The 20,354-nt window shown below is 71.3% G+C and carries 31 protein-coding genes; 2 read left to right on the forward strand and 29 right to left on the reverse strand.

Annotated features, from left to right (window positions below; all coding sequences use genetic code 11):
• Positions 1-220 precede the first annotated feature (220 nt).
• Positions 221-1,657: a type VII secretion protein EccB gene (eccB, locus tag Ae717Ps2_RS22985; protein WP_075310162.1), complete on the reverse strand. Its 1,437-nt coding sequence runs from the start codon at positions 1,655-1,657 to the stop codon at positions 221-223.
• 117 nt (positions 1,658-1,774) lie between these two features.
• On the reverse strand, positions 1,775-2,677 hold the full coding sequence (locus Ae717Ps2_RS22990) for a metal-dependent hydrolase (RefSeq protein ID WP_020622830.1): 903 nt from the start codon (positions 2,675-2,677) through the stop codon (positions 1,775-1,777).
• A gap of 133 nt (positions 2,678-2,810) precedes the next feature.
• On the opposite strand from Ae717Ps2_RS22990, the gene Ae717Ps2_RS22995 reads away from it, so the two are divergent.
• A complete protein-coding gene (locus Ae717Ps2_RS22995; protein ID WP_233147665.1) occupies positions 2,811-3,464 on the forward strand; it encodes a TetR/AcrR family transcriptional regulator in 654 nt (217 codons plus the stop codon).
• A 3-nt stretch (positions 3,465-3,467) separates the two neighbouring features.
• Here Ae717Ps2_RS22995 and Ae717Ps2_RS23000 read toward each other — a convergent pair whose 3' ends face one another.
• From Ae717Ps2_RS23000 to Ae717Ps2_RS23010, 3 genes are read right to left on the reverse strand one after another with little or no spacing between them, the layout of a single operon-like run.
• The gene (locus tag Ae717Ps2_RS23000; RefSeq protein WP_060710562.1) at positions 3,468-3,911 is read right to left on the reverse strand and encodes a nucleoside deaminase; all 444 of its coding nucleotides are present in this window, start codon (positions 3,909-3,911) and stop codon (positions 3,468-3,470) included.
• Positions 3,912-3,921: 10 nt separating this feature from the next.
• Entirely contained in the window at positions 3,922-4,851 is a 930-nt protein-coding gene (locus tag Ae717Ps2_RS23005; protein ID WP_020622908.1) for an isopenicillin N synthase family oxygenase, read from the reverse strand.
• Positions 4,848-6,257: a cytosine permease gene (locus Ae717Ps2_RS23010; RefSeq protein WP_020622909.1), complete on the reverse strand. Its 1,410-nt coding sequence runs from the start codon at positions 6,255-6,257 to the stop codon at positions 4,848-4,850. The genes Ae717Ps2_RS23005 and Ae717Ps2_RS23010 overlap by 4 nt, the downstream gene beginning before the upstream one ends.
• A gap of 127 nt (positions 6,258-6,384) precedes the next feature.
• On the opposite strand from Ae717Ps2_RS23010, the gene Ae717Ps2_RS23015 reads away from it, so the two are divergent.
• Positions 6,385-6,855 carry a hypothetical protein gene (locus tag Ae717Ps2_RS23015; RefSeq protein ID WP_075333890.1) on the forward strand — a complete coding sequence of 157 codons (471 nt, stop codon included), beginning with the start codon at positions 6,385-6,387 and terminating at the stop codon, positions 6,853-6,855.
• 49 nt (positions 6,856-6,904) lie between these two features.
• Here Ae717Ps2_RS23015 and truA read toward each other — a convergent pair whose 3' ends face one another.
• The 24 genes from truA to rplP form a co-directional block, all read right to left on the reverse strand.
• The gene (gene truA, locus Ae717Ps2_RS23020) at positions 6,905-7,711 is read right to left on the reverse strand and encodes a tRNA pseudouridine(38-40) synthase TruA (protein WP_198932341.1); all 807 of its coding nucleotides are present in this window, start codon (positions 7,709-7,711) and stop codon (positions 6,905-6,907) included.
• An 86-nt stretch (positions 7,712-7,797) separates the two neighbouring features.
• Complete coding sequence (gene rplQ / locus Ae717Ps2_RS23025; RefSeq protein ID WP_020622912.1) at positions 7,798-8,520, reverse strand: 50S ribosomal protein L17; 723 nt, start codon at positions 8,518-8,520, stop codon at positions 7,798-7,800.
• A 2-nt stretch (positions 8,521-8,522) separates the two neighbouring features.
• Positions 8,523-9,575: a DNA-directed RNA polymerase subunit alpha gene (locus tag Ae717Ps2_RS23030; RefSeq protein WP_020622913.1), complete on the reverse strand. Its 1,053-nt coding sequence runs from the start codon at positions 9,573-9,575 to the stop codon at positions 8,523-8,525.
• A 90-nt stretch (positions 9,576-9,665) separates the two neighbouring features.
• Positions 9,666-10,271, reverse strand: a complete 606-nt coding sequence (gene rpsD, locus Ae717Ps2_RS23035; RefSeq protein ID WP_043277188.1) for a 30S ribosomal protein S4 — start codon at positions 10,269-10,271, stop codon at positions 9,666-9,668.
• A gap of 17 nt (positions 10,272-10,288) precedes the next feature.
• Positions 10,289-10,696 (reverse strand): 30S ribosomal protein S11, encoded by a 408-nt coding sequence (rpsK, locus tag Ae717Ps2_RS23040; RefSeq protein ID WP_020622915.1) that lies wholly within the window; start codon positions 10,694-10,696, stop codon positions 10,289-10,291.
• Positions 10,696-11,076 (reverse strand): 30S ribosomal protein S13, encoded by a 381-nt coding sequence (gene rpsM, locus Ae717Ps2_RS23045; protein WP_020622916.1) that lies wholly within the window; start codon positions 11,074-11,076, stop codon positions 10,696-10,698. Before rpsM ends, rpsK begins: the two co-directional genes overlap by 1 nt.
• A 175-nt stretch (positions 11,077-11,251) precedes the next feature.
• Positions 11,252-11,365, reverse strand: a complete 114-nt coding sequence (gene rpmJ, locus Ae717Ps2_RS23050) for a 50S ribosomal protein L36 (RefSeq protein WP_020622917.1) — start codon at positions 11,363-11,365, stop codon at positions 11,252-11,254.
• 61 nt (positions 11,366-11,426) lie between these two features.
• Positions 11,427-11,648, reverse strand: coding sequence for a translation initiation factor IF-1 (gene infA / locus Ae717Ps2_RS23055; RefSeq protein WP_010228514.1), 222 nt, complete (start codon positions 11,646-11,648; stop codon positions 11,427-11,429).
• Between the two features lie 286 nt (positions 11,649-11,934).
• Entirely contained in the window at positions 11,935-12,780 is an 846-nt protein-coding gene (gene map, locus Ae717Ps2_RS23060; RefSeq protein WP_020622918.1) for a type I methionyl aminopeptidase, read from the reverse strand.
• 54 nt (positions 12,781-12,834) lie between these two features.
• Complete coding sequence (locus tag Ae717Ps2_RS23065; RefSeq protein ID WP_043277190.1) at positions 12,835-13,392, reverse strand: adenylate kinase; 558 nt, start codon at positions 13,390-13,392, stop codon at positions 12,835-12,837.
• Between the two features lie 129 nt (positions 13,393-13,521).
• Positions 13,522-14,832, reverse strand: coding sequence for a preprotein translocase subunit SecY (secY, locus tag Ae717Ps2_RS23070; RefSeq protein WP_075310158.1), 1,311 nt, complete (start codon positions 14,830-14,832; stop codon positions 13,522-13,524).
• Between the two features lie 280 nt (positions 14,833-15,112).
• Positions 15,113-15,553: a 50S ribosomal protein L15 gene (rplO, locus tag Ae717Ps2_RS23075; RefSeq protein WP_043277202.1), complete on the reverse strand. Its 441-nt coding sequence runs from the start codon at positions 15,551-15,553 to the stop codon at positions 15,113-15,115.
• A gap of 17 nt (positions 15,554-15,570) precedes the next feature.
• Positions 15,571-15,756: a 50S ribosomal protein L30 gene (gene rpmD, locus Ae717Ps2_RS23080; protein ID WP_020622922.1), complete on the reverse strand. Its 186-nt coding sequence runs from the start codon at positions 15,754-15,756 to the stop codon at positions 15,571-15,573.
• 5 nt (positions 15,757-15,761) lie between these two features.
• A complete protein-coding gene (rpsE, locus tag Ae717Ps2_RS23085) occupies positions 15,762-16,397 on the reverse strand; it encodes a 30S ribosomal protein S5 (RefSeq protein WP_020622923.1) in 636 nt (211 codons plus the stop codon).
• 46 nt (positions 16,398-16,443) lie between these two features.
• Entirely contained in the window at positions 16,444-16,812 is a 369-nt protein-coding gene (gene rplR, locus Ae717Ps2_RS23090) for a 50S ribosomal protein L18 (RefSeq protein ID WP_164514875.1), read from the reverse strand.
• Positions 16,813-16,856: 44 nt separating this feature from the next.
• Positions 16,857-17,396 carry a 50S ribosomal protein L6 gene (gene rplF / locus Ae717Ps2_RS23095; RefSeq protein ID WP_020622925.1) on the reverse strand — a complete coding sequence of 180 codons (540 nt, stop codon included), beginning with the start codon at positions 17,394-17,396 and terminating at the stop codon, positions 16,857-16,859.
• A gap of 17 nt (positions 17,397-17,413) precedes the next feature.
• Positions 17,414-17,812 (reverse strand): 30S ribosomal protein S8, encoded by a 399-nt coding sequence (gene rpsH / locus Ae717Ps2_RS23100; RefSeq protein ID WP_075310156.1) that lies wholly within the window; start codon positions 17,810-17,812, stop codon positions 17,414-17,416.
• A 121-nt stretch (positions 17,813-17,933) separates the two neighbouring features.
• Positions 17,934-18,119 carry a type Z 30S ribosomal protein S14 gene (locus tag Ae717Ps2_RS23105; protein ID WP_020622927.1) on the reverse strand — a complete coding sequence of 62 codons (186 nt, stop codon included), beginning with the start codon at positions 18,117-18,119 and terminating at the stop codon, positions 17,934-17,936.
• A 4-nt stretch (positions 18,120-18,123) separates the two neighbouring features.
• Positions 18,124-18,687, reverse strand: coding sequence for a 50S ribosomal protein L5 (rplE, locus tag Ae717Ps2_RS23110; protein WP_020622928.1), 564 nt, complete (start codon positions 18,685-18,687; stop codon positions 18,124-18,126).
• Between the two features lies 1 nt (position 18,688).
• Entirely contained in the window at positions 18,689-19,015 is a 327-nt protein-coding gene (gene rplX, locus Ae717Ps2_RS23115) for a 50S ribosomal protein L24 (RefSeq protein WP_043277204.1), read from the reverse strand.
• A 13-nt stretch (positions 19,016-19,028) separates the two neighbouring features.
• Entirely contained in the window at positions 19,029-19,397 is a 369-nt protein-coding gene (rplN, locus tag Ae717Ps2_RS23120; RefSeq protein WP_010228481.1) for a 50S ribosomal protein L14, read from the reverse strand.
• Positions 19,398-19,405: 8 nt separating this feature from the next.
• Entirely contained in the window at positions 19,406-19,693 is a 288-nt protein-coding gene (gene rpsQ / locus Ae717Ps2_RS23125) for a 30S ribosomal protein S17 (protein WP_020622930.1), read from the reverse strand.
• Positions 19,690-19,935, reverse strand: a complete 246-nt coding sequence (gene rpmC, locus Ae717Ps2_RS23130; protein WP_020622931.1) for a 50S ribosomal protein L29 — start codon at positions 19,933-19,935, stop codon at positions 19,690-19,692. The genes rpsQ and rpmC overlap by 4 nt, the downstream gene beginning before the upstream one ends.
• Positions 19,935-20,354, reverse strand: a complete 420-nt coding sequence (gene rplP, locus Ae717Ps2_RS23135; protein ID WP_020622932.1) for a 50S ribosomal protein L16 — start codon at positions 20,352-20,354, stop codon at positions 19,935-19,937. The genes rpmC and rplP overlap by 1 nt, the downstream gene beginning before the upstream one ends.

A 20,354-nucleotide genomic window follows, 5' to 3' on the forward strand; every position in this document is an offset into this window, starting at 1 on the left:
GCCCCCGTGCGCAGCCGACCCCCTGTGGGGCCGACCCGTGTGGGGCCGACCCGTGTGAGGCCGACCCGTGTGGGGCCGACCCGTGTGAGGCCGACCCGTGTGGGGCCGACCCGTGTGAGGCCGACCCGTGTGGGGCCGACCCGTGTGGGGCCGACCCGTGTGGGGCCGACCCGTGTGGGGCCGATCCGTGTGGGGCCGATCCGTGCGCGGCGGCGCACCGTCAGCCCGGCAGGTCCGCCACCTCCCTCGCCGCCGCGACGCTCAGCACGCCCGCCCGCGGCAGCAGCCGCACCATCTCCGCCGGGGCGTCCCCCGCCACCCCGATCCCCAGCGCCCGCCCGGTCTCGGCGTCCGCGACGCCGTGCACCGCGCCGGAGGCGGCGAGCAGCAGGCGCGTCCCGCCGTCGCCGTCGCCGGTGTCGGCGGGCCCGGTCCGCAGCGGCCCCGGACCGGTCACCGGCAGCACCACGGTGTCGAGGGCGGGCCCGGCGTCGTCGGCACCGGCCAGGCGCACCCGGACCGCGCCGGGCGCGACCGGCTCCTCGGTCCCCGCGACGAGTGCGCGCCGCCCCTCCCGCCAGGTCCCGCACAGCACCGGCGGCACCTCGGTCACGTCGGTCAGCTCGGCCCGGGCGGCGGGCCAGGCCTCGGCACCGGGCACCCGGGTCTGCGGGACGTCGTCGACCAGGCCGGGCGGCAGCGTCGCCGGCTCGGCCTGCCCGGTCCGGGAGCGGACGGCGTCGGCGAGGGTGACCGGGATACGGGCGAGCCCGCCGTCGACCACCAGGAAGTACGTCGACCCGGCGCCGAGGGACTGGCTGCGCACGACCTCCCCGCTCCGCCCCAGCCCCGCGACGGGGGTCGGCTCCGGCGTGGGCACCCGCAGCGGCGCGCCCTCCGGGATCGCGGAGAGCAGGCCGTCGCCGACCCGGCGGACGGGGGCGCCGAGCAGGCCGAGGCCGTCGAGGGCGTTCCGGTCGGCCGGGTCGAGCCGGTGCCGGGCGCCGTCGTGGACGAGGTAGGTGGCGCTGCCCTCGGCGGTCAGCAGGACGACCGGTTCCGGACCGGCCGGGGCGGGGCCGAGCGACCCCGCCAGCACGGTCGTGGTGCCGGCGCCGGCGCCGGTGCCCTCACCGCGGGTGTCGCAGACCGCCCACGCGGGCGGGACCGGGACCCCGTCGAGCGGGACGCCGACGGTGCCGGGCACCGCGGCGGGTGCGGTGCGCGGCGCCGCGGCCAGCGCGCCGTCGGGCACCGGGACGGGCACGGCGGTGGCGCCGTCGTCGCGTCCGTGCGCGGCCAGGACCAGCCGTCCGGCGACCGGGTCGGGCACCGGCACGAGCAGCTCGGACCGGTCGGGGGCACGGACCACGGCGTAGAGCACACCGCTGCGCTCCCCCTGCACCAGCGCCCGGGAACGCCAGTCGGTGGCCGGGTCGACCCGGGCCAGCAACGCCGCCACCCCGAGCGCGAGCAGCCCGACCAGCACTCCGGCGAACACCGCGCGATGCTGGGACCGGATCTGTTCGTGCCGCGGCACCGGGTCCGCGCGCACCAGGGCGGCCTCCATCCGGCGCACACCGAAGCGGTGGGCGTCGACCTGGTCGCGGGTCGCCGGGGCGCGCTGCACGCGCGCGGGGGCGGGATCGGTGCGCACCGCACGGACGGTAGGACCGCCGCGGCCCGACCGGACCCGATCCACGGACGCTGCGTAGAAGTACGCCACCTGACCGCTGCGCGCGGCCCGGGCCGGTGCTGCGGCCGTGGAGCCGGGTCAGGCCTCGCGGAGGGGACGGCGCAGCTGCTCGGCCAGGGCGCCGTCCTCGCCGAAGAGGGTGTCGCGCCAGCGCTGCTCCAGCTCGCGGGTGTCGTGCCGGTCGGGGTGGAAGCGCGGGTGTCCGAAGACGGGCATCCGGCCCAGCACGCGGCGCAGGAACTGGCCGCGGCCGAACAGCAGGCGGTAGCCCTCGCGCAGGTCCCGCGGCCGTCGCCAGACGCCCTGCTGCACGAGCAGGTACACCCACCCGAACACGACCGCGGGCAGCACGGTGGCGGCGACCAGCGGTGCGGCCCGGCCGCGCTCGGGGCCGTCGGTGCCGATGAGCTCGTAGACGTCCCAGGTCACGGACTTGTGCTCGAGCTCCTCGAGCGCATGCCAGTGCCACAGCTCGCGGATGTCGGCGTGCACCCGCTCGGCGAACTCGTCGCTGCCGAGGATGTCCTCAGCCATGACCGCGGTGAAGTGCTCCATCAGCGCGGTGCAGGCGAGCTGCTGACGCGGGGATGTGCGGTCGAGGACCTTCAGGGCGAGCGCGACCGCGGCCTCCGGCACGTGCACCGGGAAACCACGGGAGCGGAACGCCTCGTTGAGCCGGTCGTGCTCGCGGCTGTGGATGACCTCCTGCGCGGTGAACCCGGCGACCCTGGCGCGCAGCTCGGGCTCGGTCACCCGGTCCCGGAAGTGGATCACCGAGCGGACGAAGAAGTCCTCCCCCGGCGGGAAGATCGCCGAGAGCATCGCGAGGAACAGCGTCGCGGTCGCGTTGTCGGCGTAGGCCCAGCGGGCCATCTGCTCGGGCAGCCGGAAGTCCAGGTGGCGCGGCGGGATGCCGACGTCGCCGCCGGTCAGCCTGCGCGGACGTGCGCCGGTTCCGTCATTGGTCGCCGTCTCGGTCACGTCGGTCCTCCGGTCGTCGTCGACGAGCGGGTCGCATCTGGTACAGAAAGTATCCCGTACAGCGCGTACCCCTTACTGGCCGATCATGGGTGGCGCCGGGCGCGGTGTCAACCAGGAGCGGGATGATGGCCGGGTGAACCGATCCGTGACCCCCGGCGACGGCCGCGCCCGCCGCTGGGCCGGGCAGCGGGCGGCCCGGCGGGCCGAGGTCGTCGAGGCCGCGATGGCCGCGATCGCCGAGCACGGACCGGAGGCCACGACCGAGCAGATCGCCGGTCGTGCCGGGGTCCCCCGGCCCGCGCTGTACCGGCACTTCGACGGCCTGGAGGACCTGCAGGGCGCGATCGCCGAGGCCGCGCTGGGCCTCTACTCCGAGGCGCTCGCACCGGTGTGGAGCCCGCGCGGGACGCCGCGGGAGATGCTCGTCGCCGCCATCGCGGCGCACGTGCGGTGGCTGGCCGCGCACACCGAGCTCTACCGCTACGTGCTGCGCGCCGCCGGGGTCACGACGGCCGTCACCGACATCCGGCACCGCATCGCCGACCGGATGACCGGCCTGCTGACCGGGGGCTACCCCGGGCTGCCCGCGACCGTCGCGGCGCCGCTGGCCGCGGGCGCGGTCGGACTGGTCGACGGGGCGACCGAGCGCTGGCTCTCCTCGACGGACCCACTGCCGCTCGACGAGCTCGCCGAGCACCTCGCCCGATGGGTCTGGTCGGTGCTCGACGCGGCGCTGCGCGAGGTCGCGATCGAGCTCGACCCGGACGTCCCGCTCACGGCGGGCTGAGCGCTACTCCGCGACGCCGATGTCCTCGTTCCACAGGTCGGGGCGCTCGGCGACGAACGCGGTCATCATGTCTACGCAACGCGCGTCGTCGAGCACCTGCACGCGCACCCCGTGCTCGGCCAGCCAGTCGTGGCCGCCGTGGAAGGTCCGGGCCTCCCCCACGAGCACCGCGCCGATGCCGAACTGCCGGATCAGCCCCGAGCAGTACCAGCAGGGCGAGAGCGTGGTGACCATCGTCGTGGACCGGTAGTCGCGGCGGCGGCCCGCGTCGCGGAACGCCGCGGTCTCGCCGTGCACCGTCGGGTCGCCGTCCTGCACGCGACGGTTGTGACCGCGCCCGAGCACCTCCCCGTCCGGTCCGACGAGTGCGGCGCCGATCGGGATGCCGCCCGAGGCCAGCCCGGCCCTGGCCTGTTCCACCGCGACGTCCAGCCAGCTCGGATCCATGCGCGCGAACCTATACCGAGATCGCGTCGAGGCGTTCGCGCAGGAACGGCGCGGACACCACCGGCTCCAGCGCCGTGCGCCCGAGCGGCGGTGCCAGCGGCGTGACGACGGCGTCGTGGTCCAGCTCGAAGAAGAACACCAGCGACACCAGGTCCTCGGTCGGGGCGTGGGTCTGCGGCGGCAGCACCCGGTGCCGCCCGGCCCGCCAGCGGTGCCCGGTCCAGTGCGCGAGCAGGTCGCCGACGTTCACCGTCAGCGCACCCGGGGTGTACGGCGCGTCGGTCCAGCCGTGTCCCTCGACGTCGACCTGCAGCCCGCCCGCCCCGGGCTCCCGGTCGAGCAGGGTGACGGTGCCGAAGTCGGTGTGCGGGCCGATCCGGAACTGACCGGGCAGCGGTGTGCCTGTCTCGGTCATCGGCGGGTAGCGGTTGATGTTGAACGTCCACGTCGGGTGGGTCGCGAGGTCGCGCAGCGTCGACGGCTCCTGCCCGAGGGCTCCCGCGCACAGCTCCAGCAGCGCGCCCGCAACGCGGGTCATCGCCGTGCAGTATGCGGTCACCGCCTCCCGCAGCGCCGGGACCTGCTCCGGCCAGACGTTCGGTGGGAACCACACCGCGTCGACGTCCGGGTCACCGGTCGGCGCGAAGGGGCCCACCGCGAAGGACTCCTTGAGGTCGGGCGGGGAGTCGCCGCCCTCGACGCGGTCGTTGGCCTCGACACCGGGGGGCAGCCACCCCCGCCCGCCGACGCCGACCGCGTAGCCGTGCTTGACCGGCTCGGGCAGCGCGAAGAACTCGCGCGCCGCGGCCCGCACCGCCTGCGCCGCGGCGTCCGGCACGCCGTGCCCGACGACCTGCAGGAACCCGGCGCGTTGCAACGCGATGTCCACCGCGGCCGGGTCCGGCGCGGCCAGGTCCACGGTCGGGATGAGCTCGGTCACCGCGTCCCCCCGGGCGTCGCGACGGCGGTGCGGCGCACCAGCAGCGCGTAGAGCCCGGCCGAGAGCACCAGCCCGACCAGGAAGGTCACGTCGCCGATCCCGGGCAGCAATCGCGGCACCAGCCCGGTGAACAGCTCCTGGTTGGCGAACAACAGCACCGACACGACGACGCCGACGCCGAGCGCGATCGGGCCCGCGTGGTTGCGGTACGTTCGGTCGTAGAGCAGATCGGGGTCGGTCGGGCGCAGCCACTGGTCGGTGAGCACCACGCCGAGCCACGGCCCGACCCAGTACACGACGACCAGCAGGAACGCCTCGTACCCGGCCGCGGCGTCGCCGAGCGCGACCAGCGCGATCACGAACCCGACCGCCCCGAACGCCAGCGCGACGACGGCCCGCGCCCGCGCCAGCGGCACGTCGATGCCGAGGGCGAGGAACGCCATCGCCCCCGAGTAGACGTTGAGGACGTTCGCCGCGACCGCCCCGACCGCGATGGCGACCAGGGTCAGCACGGCCAGCCAGCCGGGCAGCAGGCCGGTGTAGTTCGCGACGGGGTTGTCCGAGTCGAGCCCGGCCGCGGTCGCCGCCCCGACCGACGCCGCGCCGACGGACATGAACACCGTGGTGGACAGGAACAGGCCGCCGCCCGCGGCGAGACCGGTGGCCCGCGCCGACACCGAGCGCGGCAGGTAGCGGGAGTAGTCGGCGGCGTACGGGCTCCAGCCCGCCGAGTACCCGACGACGGCGCCGACGGTCAGCAGGAACCCGCCGACCCCGCCCACCCCGTCCGGCGACGCGGCCGCCCCCGGGTCCGACCCGAGGAGCACCAGCACCGCCCCGACCCCGAGCACGAGCGCGAGCAGCGGGAACGCGAGCCGCTCGAAGGCCTGCACCAGGTTGTGCCCGAAGAACGCGACGGCGACCTGGACGACGACCACCGCCACCAGCCACGCGACCGTCCCGCCGCCGGTGATCGCCGACAGCGCGAACGCGGCGCTGACGCTGTTCACCGCGAACCAGCCGAAGCCCGAGGTGATCGTCATCAGGGCGGCGGGCAACGCGTTGCCGCGGTGACCGAAGGCGAGCCGCCCCAGCACCATCTGCGGCACCCCGGCGGCCGGTCCGCGGGCGGACAGGATCCCGTGGGCGATCGCGGCGAGCAGGTTCCCGACGACGATCGCCGCGATCGCCGCCGGCACCGTCTGCCCGAACGCCGTCACCGACAGCACGCCGACGAAGATCGTCGCGAACTCCAGGTTCGGCGAGGTCCACGTCCAGAACAGCTGGCGCGGCCTGCCGTGCCGCTCGGAGTCCGGTACGGGCTCGGTGGAGCCCGGTTCGACGGCGACGATACGGTCGCCGTACCCACGGTCCGCGGCCACGCCGACGGTGTTCTCGGTGGTCATCGGGTCACTCTGACTCCCGGGACACCCGGGACGGAACCTCGGTAACCGACTGTTGACACGGGTTGGGCCGTCCGGTCGGTAGTCCTGCGGATTCCGCCGGCGGACCCGGTCCGCCACGATCGTCGGCATGCGGACGAACCTGAACGTGGCCCTGCAGGCCGGCGCCCTCCTGGCCTTCGTGGGCCTGCGGTTCACCGCGCCGGGCTGGTTCCTCATCATCCTGATCATGACCCTGGTGGGTCCGGCCCTGCTGACGGTGCCGACGGTCCTGTCGCTGACCGTGATCCGACGCCGCGTGCTCACCCCTGCGGTGACCGCCCCGTTCCTCGCCTGCGCCGGATTCCTGCTCGCCGGCGGGCTGCTGATGCCCGACTTCGGCGACAGCGAGGACTCCGAGCGCGCCCCGCTGTCGGTGCTGCTCGAGTCCGCCGGGCTGTCCGCCGGGCCGACCGAGCCGCTGTACGTCCTCGGCTCGCTGGCCCTGCTCGGCTGGTCGGTGTCGCTGGTGTGGCTGGGCGTGGCCCTGGCGCTCGACGCCCGCCGGACCCACCGCGTCGCCGGGCCGCCGCACCCGGCGTGGGTGCGGCCGATCGACTGAGGCCGCTCGCCCCCGTCCGCGCATCCGGGCCGGTCGCGACGGGGCCTGCTCAGCCCTCGCCCGGCACCCGGATCCGCCGGGTCCGCTCGGCGCGGGCGGCGAGCTCGTCGTCGGCGGGGTAGTCGACGCCGGTCAGCGACAGGCCGTGCGGCGGCGCGACGGTCACCTCGGAGGCGCGCACCTCGCGGCGCAGCAGCCCCGCGGGCCAGTCGACGGGCCTGCGACCACGGCCGACCTCGAACACCGCGCCGACCAGGCTGCGGACCATCGAGTGGCAGAACGCGTCCGCCGAGACCGCCGCGACGAGCACACCCGGCTCACCCGGCGCGGGCGACCAGTCGAAGCGCTGCAGCGCGCGCACGGTCGTCGCGCCCTCGCGGCGCTTGCAGAACGCGGCGAAGTCGTGCTCGCCCAGCAGCAGCGCTGAGGCGGCGTTCATCGGCTCCGGGTCCAATGGGTACGGCCAGGCGACGGTCTCCCGCGCCCGCAGCGGCTCGGCACCGAACGGGGCCGTGGTGACCCGGTAGCGGTAGTGGCGGCGCAGCGCGGAGAAGCGGGCGTCGAAGGTGTCGGGCACCTGCCCGAGGTCGTGCACCCGCACGTCCGGCGGCAGCAGCCGGTTCAGCCGCCGGAGCAGACCGTCGATCTGCGGGGCGAGGGTCGCCGGGAGGTCGACGTGACAGACCTGCCCTGAGGCGTGCACTCCGGCGTCGGTACGTCCGGCGACGGTGAGCCGCAGCGGGGTGCGCAGCACGGTCGACAGTGCCTCGGTGAGCACGCCCTGCACGGTGCGCCGGGTCGGCTGCTGCGCCCACCCGGAGAAGTCGGTGCCGTCGTAGGCGACGTCGAGTCGCAGCCGCACGGTGCCCGGACCCGGAACACCGGAAACGCCGATGAGCCCGCCGTCGGTGACGGCGGGCTCATCGGAGTGGTGCGGACCGATCAGGAGTCGGAACCCTGCTGGGACGCCGGCTTCGCGAAGCCGGCCGCCTCGGCGGCCTCCTCGGTGGCGAACCAGACCTCGGCCACGGTGCGGTCGTAGAACGCCGAGCCGGGGACGTGGTAGAGCTTCGAGTCCTCGTTGCCCTTGATCTCGAAGCCCTCGGGAGCCTCGGCCGGGTCCTCCAGCGGGGCGTGCGAGCCCTCGCCGTAGGGCGCCTCGGACGTCTCGGACGCCTTCAGCTCCTCGGCGGCCGCGGTCGAGTCGGCCTGCGCCTGCTCGATCTTCTCCTCGGTCACCTCGGCCGCAGCCGGGGCTTCCTGCGAGGCGGCCGCGCGACGGGCACGGTTGGCCTCGTCGGTCACCGTCTTCTGCTGGACCAGCTCGATGACCGCCATCGGGGCGTTGTCGCCCTTGCGCGGCATCGTCTTGGTGATCCGGGTGTAGCCACCGTTGCGGTCCGCGAAGAACGGGCCGATCTCGGTGACGAGGCGGTGCACGACCGACTTGTCGCGGATCACCTTCATGATCTCGCGCCGGTTGTGCAGGTCGCCGGCCTTGGCCTTGGTGATCAGCCGCTCCGCGTACGGACGCAGCCGCCGGGCCTTGGCCTCGGTGGTGGTGATCCGGCCGTGTTCGAACAGCGAGGTCGCCAGGTTGGCCAGGATCAGCCGCTGGTGCGCGGGTGACCCGCCGAGGCGGGCACCCTTGGTGGGCTGGGGCATGGCTACAACTGCTCCGTTTCTGCGTAGTCCTGACCGTCGTCACCGAAGGTGTCCGGGTCGAACCCGCTCCCACCGTCGACGCCGTAGTCGCTCGCCGCCGCCGACGGGTCGAACCCGGGCGGGCTGTCCTTGAGGGCCAGGCCGAGGCCGACGAGCTTCATCTTGACCTCGTCGATCGACTTGGCGCCGAAGTTGCGGATGTCGAGCAGGTCCGCCTCGCTGCGGCCGACGAGCTCGCCGACCGTGTGGATGCCCTCGCGCTTGAGGCAGTTGTAGGACCGGACCGTGAGGTCCAGCTCCTCGATCGGCATCGCGAACGCCGCGATGGTGTCCGCCTCCTGCGGGGAGGGGCCGATCTCGATGCCTTCGGCGTCCACGTTCAGCTCGCGGGCCAGGCCGAACAGCTCGACCAGGGTCTTGCCGGCCGAGGCCAGCGCGTCCCGCGGGGTGATGGACGGCTTCGACTCGACGTCGAGGATGAGCTTGTCGAAGTCGGTGCGCTGCTCGACTCGCGTGGCCTCGACCTTGTAGGTCACCTTCAGCACCGGGGAGTAGATCGAGTCGACCGGGATCCGGCCGATCTCGGCACCGGTGGCCTTGTTCTGCATCGCCGGGACGTACCCGCGGCCGCGCTCGACGACGAGCTCGACCTCGAGCCGGCCCTTGTCGTTGAGCGAGGCGATGTGCAGGTCCGGGTTGTGCACGGTGACACCGGCGGGCGGGACGATGTCCCCCGCGGTGACCGCACCCGGACCCTGCTTGCGCAGGTACATCGTCACCGGCTCGTCCTCCTCGGAGCTCACGACGAGCTCCTTGAGGTTGAGGATGATGTCGGTGACGTCCTCCTTGACCCCCGGCACGGTGGTGAACTCGTGCAGGACGCCGTCGATCCGGATGGACGTGACGGCGGCGCCGGGGATCGACGACAGCAGCGTCCGGCGCAGGGAGTTCCCGAGGGTGTAGCCGAAGCCCGGCTCGAGCGGCTCGATGACGAACCGCGACCGGGTCTCGGTGACGACGTCCTCGGACAGTGAGGGTCGCTGAGAGATCAGCATGGGTGTGTGCCTCCTTCGCACCTGCGACAACCGCTATTTGATGTCGCAGAGGAACCGCCGCCCCTCCCTGCGGGGCGGCGGCGTGTCGAGCTACTTCGAGTAGAACTCGACGATGAGCTGCTCGGTGACCTGGGTGTCGATCTGAGCGCGCTCGGGCAGCTGGTGGACGAGGATCCGCAGGGTCGACGGGACGACCTGCAGCCACGCCGGGACCGGGCGGTCGCCCTGGGTCTCCTTGGCGATGACGAACGGGTCGGTGTTCCGCGACTTGTCCCGGACATCGATGATGTCGTAGCGCGACACCCGGTAGCTGGGGATGTCGACCTTCTTCCCGTTGACCAGGAAGTGGCCGTGGTTCACCAGCTGACGCGCCATGCGCCGGGTGCGGGCGAGGCCCGCGCGGTACACGACGTTGTCGAGGCGCGACTCGAGGATCTGCAGCAGCTCGTCGCCGGTCTTGCCCTCCCGGCGGTGCGCCTCCTCGTAGTAGGCGCGGAGCTGCTTCTCCTGCAGGCCGTAGCCGAAGCGGGCCTTCTGCTTCTCCTGCAGCTGCAGGAGGTACTCGGTCTCCTTGATCCGGATCCGGCCGTGCTGGCCGGGCGGGTAAGGACGACGCTCGAACGCCTGGTCGCCGCCGACGAGGTCGGTCTTCAGTCGGCGGGACTTGCGGGTCATGGGGCCGGTGTAACGAGCCATGGTGGTTCTCCCTTCCCCTAGACCCGGCGCCGCTTGGGCGGGCGGCAGCCGTTGTGCGGCTGCGGGGTCACGTCGGAAATGGTGCCGACCTCGAGGCCGGCTGCCTGCAGCGAGCGGATCGCCGTCTCGCGGCCCGAACCCGGGCCCTTGACGAAGACGTCGCACTTCTTCATGCCGTGGTCCATCGCCTTGCGGGCGGCGTTCTCGGCGGCCAGCTGCGCGGCGAACGGCGTCGACTTGCGCGACCCCTTGAGGCCGACGTGCCCGGACGAGGCCCAGGCGATGACGGCACCGGTCGGGTCGGTGATCGACACGATCGTGTTGTTGAACGTGGACTTGATGTGGGCGTGACCGTGCGCGACGTTCTTCTTCTCGCGACGGCGGACCTTCTTGGGTCCGGCACCCTGACGTGCGCGGGGCGGCATTACTTCTTACCTGCCTTCTTCTTACCGGCGACGGTCTTCTTCGGGCCCTTGCGGCCGCGCGCGTTGGTCTTCGTGCGCTGACCGCGGACCGGAAGGCCGCGACGGTGACGGATGCCCTGGTACGAACCGATCTCGATCTTCCGGCGGATGTCCGCCTGGATCTCACGGCGCAGGTCACCCTCGACCTGCAGGTTCGCCTCGATGTACTCGCGGAGCTTGCTGACGTCCTCGTCGGTCAGGTCCTTCGACCGGAGGTCGGGGCTCAGCGCCGTGGCCTCGAGGATCTCCTTGGACCGGGTCCGTCCGACCCCGAAGATGTAGGTGAGCGCGATCTCCAACCGCTTTTCGCGGGGGAGGTCGACGCCGGCAACACGTGCCATGCGGCGTTGTCTCCTTGTTTGTCGTCCCAGGTCTTCCCGATGCCCGTCCCGTTCCGCCGCTGAGCTGAACGGGCCCCGGCCTGGTTCCGGGGGTGCTACCGGGCCCGTGTGGCCCGGCAGGTGCATCGGGGGCTTCTGCTGCGCGATCAGAGGATCGCGACCGGTACCGCTCTGCTCAGCCCTGGCGCTGCTTGTGGCGCAGGTTCGAGCAGATCACGATGATCCGGCCGTGACGGCGGATCACCTGGCACTTGTCGCAGATCTTCTTGACGCTCGGCTTGACCTTCACGTCGTCTGCCTCTGTGTGTCGTTCTTGTGGGTCTCGCGACCGACCGTGGTGGAGCTGGTCGTCACTTGTAGCGGTAGACGATGCGGCCGCGGCTCAGGTCGTAGGGCGACAGCTCGACGACCACCCGGTCCTCCGGAAGGATCCGGATGTAGTGCTGGCGCATCTTCCCGCTGATGTGTGCGAGCACCCGGTGGCCGTTCTCCAGCTCCACCCGGAACATCGCGTTCGGCAGGGGTTCGACGACCCGGCCCTCGACCTCGATCGCCCCGTCCTTCTTGGCCATGTCCTCCGCTATCCGTGACAGGTGTCGGTTGCCCCGATCGACAGCGGTGCCGACGACCGGTTCGGCGCGCGCGGACGGAGCCGGACCGGGAACACTGTGGGGTACACGGAGCACACGGAGCGGACGTCACACGACGCGCCGAAGGTCCAGTGTACGGAGGCCGTGCGAGACCGGCGCAGGCGGGGGTGACCGGCGTGGTAGACGTCCGGGCCGCCGACGGTAACGGACCGGCCCGGTCACGGACCAGTACCCGCGCGGAGCGCGTCGGGCACCGGTGGGACGGCGCTCAGGCGCCGGGGCGGTCCGGTGCGCCGGCGGGCGCGGTCAGCAGCCACGGCCCGTCCTCGGTGACGGCGACGGTGTGCTCCCAGTGCACGGCGCGGCCGCCGGCCGCGGTGACGACCGTCCAGCCGTCCTCCAGCTCCAGGGTGTCCGGATCCCCCGCGACGAGCATCGGCTCGACGGCGAGGGCCATGCCGGGGCGCAGCCGCGGGCCCTTGCCCGGCTCGCCGTGGTTGGGCAGGAACGGGTCCATGTGCATCGAGGTCCCGATGCCGTGGCCGCCGTACTCGGCGACGATCCCGTAGTCGGCGCGGTCGGCCTCGGCGGCGGCCCGGCACGCCTCCTGGATGGCGTAGGAGACGTCGGTCAGCCGGGCCCCGTCGCGGACGGCGAGGATGCCGGCGTCCATGGCGCCGCGGCAGGCGGCCGACAGCGCCAGGTCGGCGGGTGCGACGTCGCCGACGGCGATGGTCACGGCGGAGTCGCCGTGCCAGCCGTCGACGATCGCACCGCAGTCCACCGAGATGAGGTCACCGTCGGCGAGCACCTGCTTCGGCGACGGGATCCCGTGGACGATCTGCTCGTTCACCGAGGCGCAGATGCTCGCCGGGAAGCCGTGGTAGCCGAGGAACGAGGGGACGCCGTTGCCGTCGCGGATCGTCTGTTCGGCCAGCGCGTCGAGCTCCGCCGTGCTCACACCGGGCTTCGCGTGCTCGGTGACCGCGGCCAGCGTGGCCGCGACCAGCGCGCCCGCCACCCGCATCGCCTCGAGCTGCCCGTGGGTCTTGAGCTCGATGTCCCGACCCCGGTAACGGGCGATCGCCCCTCGGATGCCGCCGCGACCGTTCATGTGCTCTTCCCTCGGTTCCCGTCGTGGTGCCGGTTCCGGCACCCCTCCGGGTCCTCAGCCGTCGTTGCGGTTCTGCAGCGCCGAGAAGACCCGGTCGGTGATCTCGTCGATCTCGCCGACGGCGTCGATCGTGACCAGCCGGTCACGGTAGTGGTCCAGCAGCGGAGCGGTCTCCTCGCGGTAGACCCGCTGCCGGTTGCGGATGGTGTCCTCGTTGTCGTCGCTGCGGCCGCGGCCGAGCAGCCGCTGGACCACGACCTCGTCGTCGACGTCGAACTGGACGACGGCGTCGAGCTCCAGCCCCTTCTCGGACAGGATCTTCTCCAGGGAGTCCGCCTGCGCCACGTTGCGCGGGAAGCCGTCGAGGATGAAGCCGTTCGCGGTGTCGGCGTCGCCGAGCCGGTCGCGCACCATCCCGACGGTCACCTCGTCGGGGACGAGGTCCCCGGCGTCCATGTAGCGCTTCGCCTCACGACCGAGCTCGGTCTCGTCCCGCAGGTTCGCCCGGAACAGGTCCCCGGTCGAGATGTGCGGGACGTCGAGCCGCTTGGCCATCTGCTCAGCCTGGGTCCCCTTGCCGGCACCGGGCGGTCCCACCAGAACGAGTCGCACGAGAACCCGACCTCCTGAAGTCTTGTCGTCCATGGCGCCGGCGTCCTCGCCGACACACGATGCCCGAGGCACCACGATCGGGGCCGGGGCCCCGCACCGGGGTTCCCGCTCGGCCACGTTGCGGCGAGCCTAACGCAGGAAACCTTCGTAGTTACGCTGCATGAGCTGGCTCTCGATCTGCTTCAGGGTGTCGAGGCCCACGGTGACCATGATCAGCACGGCCGTGCCGCCGAACGGGAAGTTCTGGTTCTGGCCGCTGCCGGTGATCCCGAGGAAGAAGTTCGGGAGCACCGCGATGACACCGAGGTACAACGATCCCGGCAGCGTGATGCGGCTGAGCACGAAGTTCAGGTACTCCGCGGTGGGCCGGCCCGGGCGGATGCCCGGGATGAACCCGCCGTACTTCTTCATGTCCTCGGCGCGCTCGTCGGGGTTGAACGTGATGCCGACGTAGAAGTACGTGAAGAAGATGATCAGTGCTACGTATAACACGATGTGCACGGGATTGGACTGATCGACGAGATAGGTCTGCACGAACTGCTGGAACCAGCCGCCGTCGTTCCCGGCGAGCCGGGCGACCAGGTCGGGCAGGTAGAGCAGCGAGCTACCGAAGATCACCGGCACGACGCCGGCCTGGTTGACCTTCAGCGGCAGGTAGGTCGATGTGCCGCCGTACATGCGCCGGCCGACCATGCGCTTGGCGTACTGCACCGGGATCCGGCGCTGGCCGTTCTCCACGAACACGACGCTGGCGATGATCGCGAGGCCGAAGACGCAGACACCGGCGAAGACCAGACCGCCCGAGTTCTCCAGGATCAGCCGGCCCTCGGCGGGGATGCGGTGCGCGATCGAGGCGAAGATGAGCAGCGACATGCCGTTGCCGATGCCGCGCTCGGTGACCTGCTCGCCCAGCCACATCACCACCGTCGTCCCGGCGACCATCACGATCACGATGACGATCAGGGTGAAGACCGACGAGTCCGGGATGATCGGCAGCGCACAGCCCTGGAACAGCTGACCGCGCTCGGCCAGCGCCACGAAGCCGGTGGCCTGCAGCACGGCGATGCCGATCGTCAGATACCGCGTGTACTGCGTGAGCTTGGCCTGGCCGGACTGGCCTTCCTTCTTCAACTGCTCGAACCGCGGGATGACGACCTGCAACAGCTGCACGATGATGCTCGCGGTGATGTAGGGCATGATGCCCAGCGCGAAGATCGACAGCTGGAGCAGTGCCCCGCCGGAGAACAGGTTGATCAGGGAGTAGACGCTGGCGTTGTCGCCGCCCTCGACCTGACGGACACATTCCTGGATGTTGGGGTACGACACCCCCGGCGAGGGGATGTTCGCCCCGAGCCGGTACACCGCCACGATCGCCAGCGTGAAGAGGATCTTCTTGCGGAGATCCGGCGTGGTCAGGGCCGCCCGGACTGCGCTGAGCACTCGGTGATCCTCCTACGACGTCGGCGGCCCGACACCGCCTGCGCCGGCCCCTGAGGGGTCGGCCGGGTTGGTCGACGCGCGTTCCGCGCCTCGCGGGACACCCGGGCCGGTGTGTACCGGCGGGGGCTGCGCGCCTCCAGGTGCGCCAGGTAATCGGTGGACACTCGGTCCGGACGTGACTGTAACAGCGGCCCGGAAACGCCTCGGCGCCGCCCACGGGCCGGGTCCACCTGGGGTGGACCCGGCGCCACGGACGGCGCCGGGGGACGTGCGGTGGGGCCTACAGCTCGGAGACGGAGCCGCCCGCGGCCGAGATCTTCTCGCGCGCGGACGCGGAGAACTTGTGGGCCTTCACGGTCAGGGCGACGCCCGAGAGCTCGCCCTCGCCGAGGACCTTCACGAGCTGGTTCTTGCGCACCGCGCCCGCCTCGACCAGCTCGGCCGGGCCGACCTCGCCACCCTGCGGGAACAGGACGGCCAGCTCGCCGACGTTCACGACCTGGTACTCGACCTTGAAGCGGTTCTTGAAGCCCTTGAGCTTCGGGAGCCGCATGTGCAGCGGCATCTGCCCGCCCTCGAAGCGCGGGGACACCGTCTTGCGGGCCTTGGTGCCCTTGGTACCGCGACCGGCGGTCTTGCCCTTGGAGCCCTCACCGCGACCCACACGGGTCCGCGCCTTCTTCGAGCCCGGGGCCGGCCGCAGGTCGTGCAGCTTGATCACGGAGTTCTCGTTCTCGCTCACGGCTGCACCTCCTCCACCGTCACGAGGTGGCGCACGGTGTGGACGTAACCGCGGGTCTGCGGGTCCGCCTCACGCACCACCGACTGCCGGATCTTGCGCAGACCGAGCGAACGCAGCGTGTCGCGCTGGTTCTGCTTGGTCCCGATCCGGCTCTTCACCTGGGTGATCTTCCACGTGGCCATGTCGCTCACACCTTCGCCGCGTCGGCCTCGGCGCGCTGGCGCATCATGCTCGCCGGGGCGACGTCCTCCAGCGGCAGACCGCGGCGGGCCGCGACCTCCTCCGGACGCTGCACCGACTGAAGCGCCGCCACCGTGGCGTGCACGATGTTGATGGCGTTGTCGGAGCCGAGGGACTTGGACAGGATGTCCGAGATCCCCGCGCACTCCAGCACCGCGCGGACCGGGCCGCCGGCGATGACACCGGTACCCGGGGAGGCCGGGCGCAGCATGACGACGCCGGCGGCGGCCTCACCCTGCACACGGTGCACGATCGTGCCGCCGATGCGGGGGACGCGGAAGAAGTTCTTCTTCGCCTCCTCCACGCCCTTGGCGATCGCGGCCGGCACCTCCTTGGCCTTGCCGTAACCGACGCCCACCAGGCCGTCACCGTCGCCGACGATCATCAGCGCGGTGAAGCTGAACCGGCGGCCGCCCTTGACGACCTTGGCCACGCGGTTGATCGTGACCAGCCGCTCGATGTACGGGGTCTTGTCCTGGGCCGCCCCGCCACGGCCACCGTCCCGGCGGTCCCGGTTGTTGCGGTTGTCGTTCCCACCGCTGCCACCCGGGGCTCCGCCGTCACGCCGCGTACGTCCCGGCATCAGACAGTCCCTCCTGTATCACAGCTCTTCTTCGACTGGTCGTTCATCAGAACTCCAGGCCTCCCTCGCGGGCGGCGTCGGCCAGGGCCGCGATCCGGCCGTGGTAGGCCAGCCCGCCGCGGTCGAACACGACCGCGGAGATGCCCGCTTCCTTGGCCCGAGCGGCGATGAGCTCGCCGACCTTGGCAGCCTTGGCCTTCTTGTCGCCCTCGACGCCACGCACCTCGGCGTCCAGCGAGGACGCGAAGGCCAGCGTGTGGCCCGCCAGGTCGTCGATCAGCTGGACGGTGATGTGCCGCGAGGAGCGGTTGACCGCCAGCCGCGGACGCACCGGCGTCCCGGAGATCTTCTTCCGGAGCCGGGCGTGCCGGCGGATGCGCGAGTCGCGGCGCTTGCGCGCCACCTGGGACGCCATCCGGCGGCGGGCGGCACCCGACACCGTCTCGTTCGTCTCGGCCATCACTTACCCGTCTTTCCGACCTTGCGGCGGACCTGCTCGCCGGCGTACCGCACACCCTTGCCCTTGTACGGGTCGGGGCGGCGCAGCTTCCGGATGTTGGCAGCGGTCTCGCCGACCAGCTGCTTGTCGATGCCGGAGACCGAGAACCGGGTCGGCGACTCGACCGCGAAGGTGATGCCCTCCGCCGGCTCGATGACGACCGGGTGCGAGTAGCCCAGGGCGAACTCGAGGTTCTTGCCCTTCAGCTGCACGCGGTAACCCACGCCGTGGATCTCCAGCTTCTTCTCGTAGCCGGCGCTGACGCCGACCACGATGTTGTTGACGAGGGAGCGGGTCAGGCCGTGGTAGGCCCGCACCTCACGCTCCTCGTTCGGGCGCTTCACCAGCACCGTGCCGTCGTCGTCACGCTCGATCGTGATCGGCTCGACAGCGGTGTGCGAGAGGGTGCCCTTGGGGCCCTTCGCGGTGACCGTGCGGCCGTCGATGGTGATCTCCACGCCCGACGGGACGGTGATGGGCAGCTTTCCGATGCGCGACATCGTTCGTTACCCCTCTCTCACCAGACGTAGGCGAGGACTTCCCCGCCCACGCCGCTCCGGTAGGCCTGCTGGTCGGTCATCAGACCCCGAGAGGTCGAGATGATCGCGATGCCGAGGCCACCCAGGACCCGCGGCAGATTCGTCGACTTCGCGTACACACGCAGACCGGGCTTGGAGACCCGGCGCAGACCGGCGATGCTGCGCTCACGGTTGCGGCCGTACTTCAGCTCGACGACCAGGGACTTGCCGACCTCGGCGTCCTCGGTGTGGTGTGCCGTGATGTAGCCCTCCTTCTGAAGGATCTCCGCAATGGCGACCTTCAGCTTCGAGTGGGGCATCACGACGCGGTCGTGGTAGGCCGAGTTCGCGTTCCGCAGACGGGTCAACATGTCTGCGATCGGATCGGTCATCGTCATGGTGTATGTCTCTTTCCCGCCGTGGTTCCTCGTACCGGCGCGGTGCCCCTGTGCGGGGCACCGCGCCGATGCGGGCCTGCGGCGATCGGATCCGCTGCCCCGCGGACGCGGGGCGGTCGGATCACCAGCTGGACTTGCTCACACCCGGCAGCTCGCCGGCGTGCGCCATGTCTCGCAGGCACACGCGGCAGAGGCCGAACTTGCGGAACACGGCACGCGGCCGACCGCACTTGTTGCAACGGGTGTAACCCCGCACGGCGAACTTCGGCTTCGCGTTCGCCTTGTTGATGAGCGCCTTCTTCGCCATTCGCTCAGCTCTCCTTGAACGGGAAGCCCAGGTGGCGCAGCAGCGCCCGGCCCTCGGCGTTCGTGGTCGCGGTGGTCACGACCGTGATGTCCATGCCCCGCGGCCGGTCGATGGAGTCCGGGTCGATCTCGTGGAACATCGACTGCTCGTTCAGGCCGAACGTGTAGTTGCCACGCCCGTCGAACTGGTTGCTCTCGAGGCCGCGGAAGTCGCGGATACGGGGCAGCGCGATGGTCAGCAGCCGGTCGAGGAACTCCCACATCCGGTCGTTGCGAAGGGTCACCTTCGCACCGATCGGCATGCCCTCACGCAGCTTGAACTGCGCGATGGACTTGGTGGCGCGACGCAGCTGGGGCTTCTGGCCGGTGATGGTGGCCAGGTCGCGCAGCGCACCGTCGATCAGCTTCGAGTCGCGGGCGGCGTCACCGACACCCATGTTCACCACGACCTTGGTCAGGCCGGGGATCTGCATGACGTTGGTGTAGCCGAACTCCTCGCGGAGCTTGTCGAGGATCTCGTCGCGGTAACGCTGCTTGAGCCTCGGCAGGGTCTTCTCAGCCGTGGTCATCTCAGATCTCCTTCCCGTTGCGCCTGGAGATCCGGACGCGGCGGGTGGTGCCGTCCTCGCCCTCGACGGTCTTCTTGCCGATGCGGGTCGGCTTGCCGTCGGAGTCGCACACCATCACGTTCGAGACGTGGATGGCGGCCTCCTGGGTGACGATCCCGCCGCTCTCGGCCCCGCGCTGGTTCTGGCTGATCCGGGTGTGCTTCTTGATCCGGTTCACGCCCTCGACCAGCACGCGCTGGCGCTCCGGGTAGGCCGCGATGACCTTGCCCCGTGCACCCTTGTCCTTGCCGGCGATCACCAGAACGGTGTCGCCCTTCTTGACCTTCATCTTCGCCTTCATGTCAGAGCACCTCCGGGGCCAGGGAGATGATCCTCATGAACTTGCGGTCGCGCAGCTCGCGCCCGACCGGGCCGAAGATACGGGTCCCCCGAGGTCCGTTGTCCGCCTTGATCAGGACGGCGGCGTTCTCGTCGAAACGGATGTAGCTGCCGTCGGGACGGCGCTTCTCCTTCTTGGTGCGCACGATGACCGCCTTGACGACGTCACCACGCTTCACGCCGGCGCCGGGGATGGCCTCCTTGACCGTGGCGACGATGACGTCGCCGATCCCGGCGTAGCGCCGCGCGGAGCCGCCCAGCACCCGGATGCACAGGATCTCCTTGGCACCGGTGTTGTCGGCGACGCGCAGCCGCGACTCCTGCTGGATCACTTCGACTCCTACTTGGCCTTCTCGAGGATCTCCACCAGCCGCCAGCGCTTGGTCGCCGACAGCGGGCGGGTCTCCATGAGGCGGACACGGTCGCCGATACCGGCGGTGTTCCCCTCGTCGTGCGCCTTGACCTTGCTGGTCCGGCGGATGACCTTGCCGTACAGGGGGTGCTTCACCCGGTCCTCGAGGGAGACGACGATCGTCTTCTCCATCTTGTCGGACACGACCAGGCCCTCGCGGACCTTGCGCTCCCCGCGCTCCTCGTTCTTCGTCTCAGCCGAGTTATCGCTGCTCACGCCGCGCCCTCACTCTCGGTCGGTGCGGCGGAAAGGCCGAGCTCACGCTCGCGCATGACGGTGTAGCACCGCGCGATGTCGTGACGGACGGCCCGCAGCCGCCGGTTGTTGTCCAGCTGCCCGGTGGCCATCTGGAAGCGGAGGTTGAACAGCTCCTCCTTGGCCTCCCGGACACGCACGACCAGCTCCTCGTCGGAGAGCTCGCGCAGCTCGGCGGCCTTGGTGTTGCCACTGCTCGCCATCAGATGTCACCACCCTCACGGGACACGATCCGGCACTTCATGGGCAGCTTGTGGATCGCACGGGTCAGAGCCTCGTGCGCCACCTCGCGGTTCGGGAAGCTCATCTCGAAGAGCACCCGGCCCGGCTTGACGTTCGTGACCCACTTCTCGGGCGAACCCTTACCGGAACCCATGCGGACCTCGGCCGGCTTCTTGGTCATCGGGATGTCCGGGAAGACGTTGATCCAGATCTTCCCGCCACGACGGATGTGCCGGTTGATCGCGATACGCGCCGACTCGATCTGTCGGTTCGACACGTAGGCCGGCTCCAGCGCCTGGATGCCCCAGTCGCCGAAGGTGACCGCGGTACCACCGCTGGCCATGCCCTTGCGCTTGGGACGGTGCTGCTTGCGGTGCTTGACCTTGCGTGGGATCAGCAT

The organism is Pseudonocardia sp. Ae717_Ps2, from assembly GCF_001932475.1.
Classification (GTDB): Bacteria; Actinomycetota; Actinomycetes; order Mycobacteriales; family Pseudonocardiaceae; genus Pseudonocardia.

What these genes read in the sequence shown, in the direction of transcription:
- Ae717Ps2_RS23000 (WP_060710562.1), bottom strand. Translation starts at nt 3,911, where the DNA reads ATGGATCCGAGCTGGCTGGACGTCGCGGTGGAACAGGCCAGGGCCGGG.
- Ae717Ps2_RS23010 (WP_020622909.1), bottom strand. Translation starts at nt 6,257, where the DNA reads ATGACCACCGAGAACACCGTCGGCGTGGCCGCGGACCGTGGGTACGGC.
- Ae717Ps2_RS23015 (WP_075333890.1), top strand. Translation starts at nt 6,385, where the DNA reads ATGCGGACGAACCTGAACGTGGCCCTGCAGGCCGGCGCCCTCCTGGCC.
- rplQ (WP_020622912.1), bottom strand. Translation starts at nt 8,520, where the DNA reads ATGCCCCAGCCCACCAAGGGTGCCCGCCTCGGCGGGTCACCCGCGCAC.
- Ae717Ps2_RS23030 (WP_020622913.1), bottom strand. Translation starts at nt 9,575, where the DNA reads ATGCTGATCTCTCAGCGACCCTCACTGTCCGAGGACGTCGTCACCGAG.
- rpsD (WP_043277188.1), bottom strand. Translation starts at nt 10,271, where the DNA reads ATGGCTCGTTACACCGGCCCCATGACCCGCAAGTCCCGCCGACTGAAG.
- rpsK (WP_020622915.1), bottom strand. Translation starts at nt 10,696, where the DNA reads ATGCCGCCCCGCGCACGTCAGGGTGCCGGACCCAAGAAGGTCCGCCGT.
- rpsM (WP_020622916.1), bottom strand. Translation starts at nt 11,076, where the DNA reads ATGGCACGTGTTGCCGGCGTCGACCTCCCCCGCGAAAAGCGGTTGGAG.
- infA (WP_010228514.1), bottom strand. Translation starts at nt 11,648, where the DNA reads ATGGCCAAGAAGGACGGGGCGATCGAGGTCGAGGGCCGGGTCGTCGAA.
- map (WP_020622918.1), bottom strand. Translation starts at nt 12,780, where the DNA reads ATGAACGGTCGCGGCGGCATCCGAGGGGCGATCGCCCGTTACCGGGGT.
- rpmD (WP_020622922.1), bottom strand. Translation starts at nt 15,756, where the DNA reads ATGGCCACGTGGAAGATCACCCAGGTGAAGAGCCGGATCGGGACCAAG.
- rpsE (WP_020622923.1), bottom strand. Translation starts at nt 16,397, where the DNA reads ATGCCGGGACGTACGCGGCGTGACGGCGGAGCCCCGGGTGGCAGCGGT.
- rplR (WP_164514875.1), bottom strand. Translation starts at nt 16,812, where the DNA reads ATGGCGTCCCAGGTGGCGCGCAAGCGCCGCGACTCGCGCATCCGCCGG.
- rplF (WP_020622925.1), bottom strand. Translation starts at nt 17,396, where the DNA reads ATGTCGCGCATCGGAAAGCTGCCCATCACCGTCCCGTCGGGCGTGGAG.
- rpsH (WP_075310156.1), bottom strand. Translation starts at nt 17,812, where the DNA reads ATGACGATGACCGATCCGATCGCAGACATGTTGACCCGTCTGCGGAAC.
- Ae717Ps2_RS23105 (WP_020622927.1), bottom strand. Translation starts at nt 18,119, where the DNA reads ATGGCGAAGAAGGCGCTCATCAACAAGGCGAACGCGAAGCCGAAGTTC.
- rplE (WP_020622928.1), bottom strand. Translation starts at nt 18,687, where the DNA reads ATGACCACGGCTGAGAAGACCCTGCCGAGGCTCAAGCAGCGTTACCGC.
- rplX (WP_043277204.1), bottom strand. Translation starts at nt 19,015, where the DNA reads ATGAAGGTCAAGAAGGGCGACACCGTTCTGGTGATCGCCGGCAAGGAC.
- rpmC (WP_020622931.1), bottom strand. Translation starts at nt 19,935, where the DNA reads ATGGCGAGCAGTGGCAACACCAAGGCCGCCGAGCTGCGCGAGCTCTCC.
- rplP (WP_020622932.1), bottom strand. Translation starts at nt 20,354, where the DNA reads ATGCTGATCCCACGCAAGGTCAAGCACCGCAAGCAGCACCGTCCCAAG.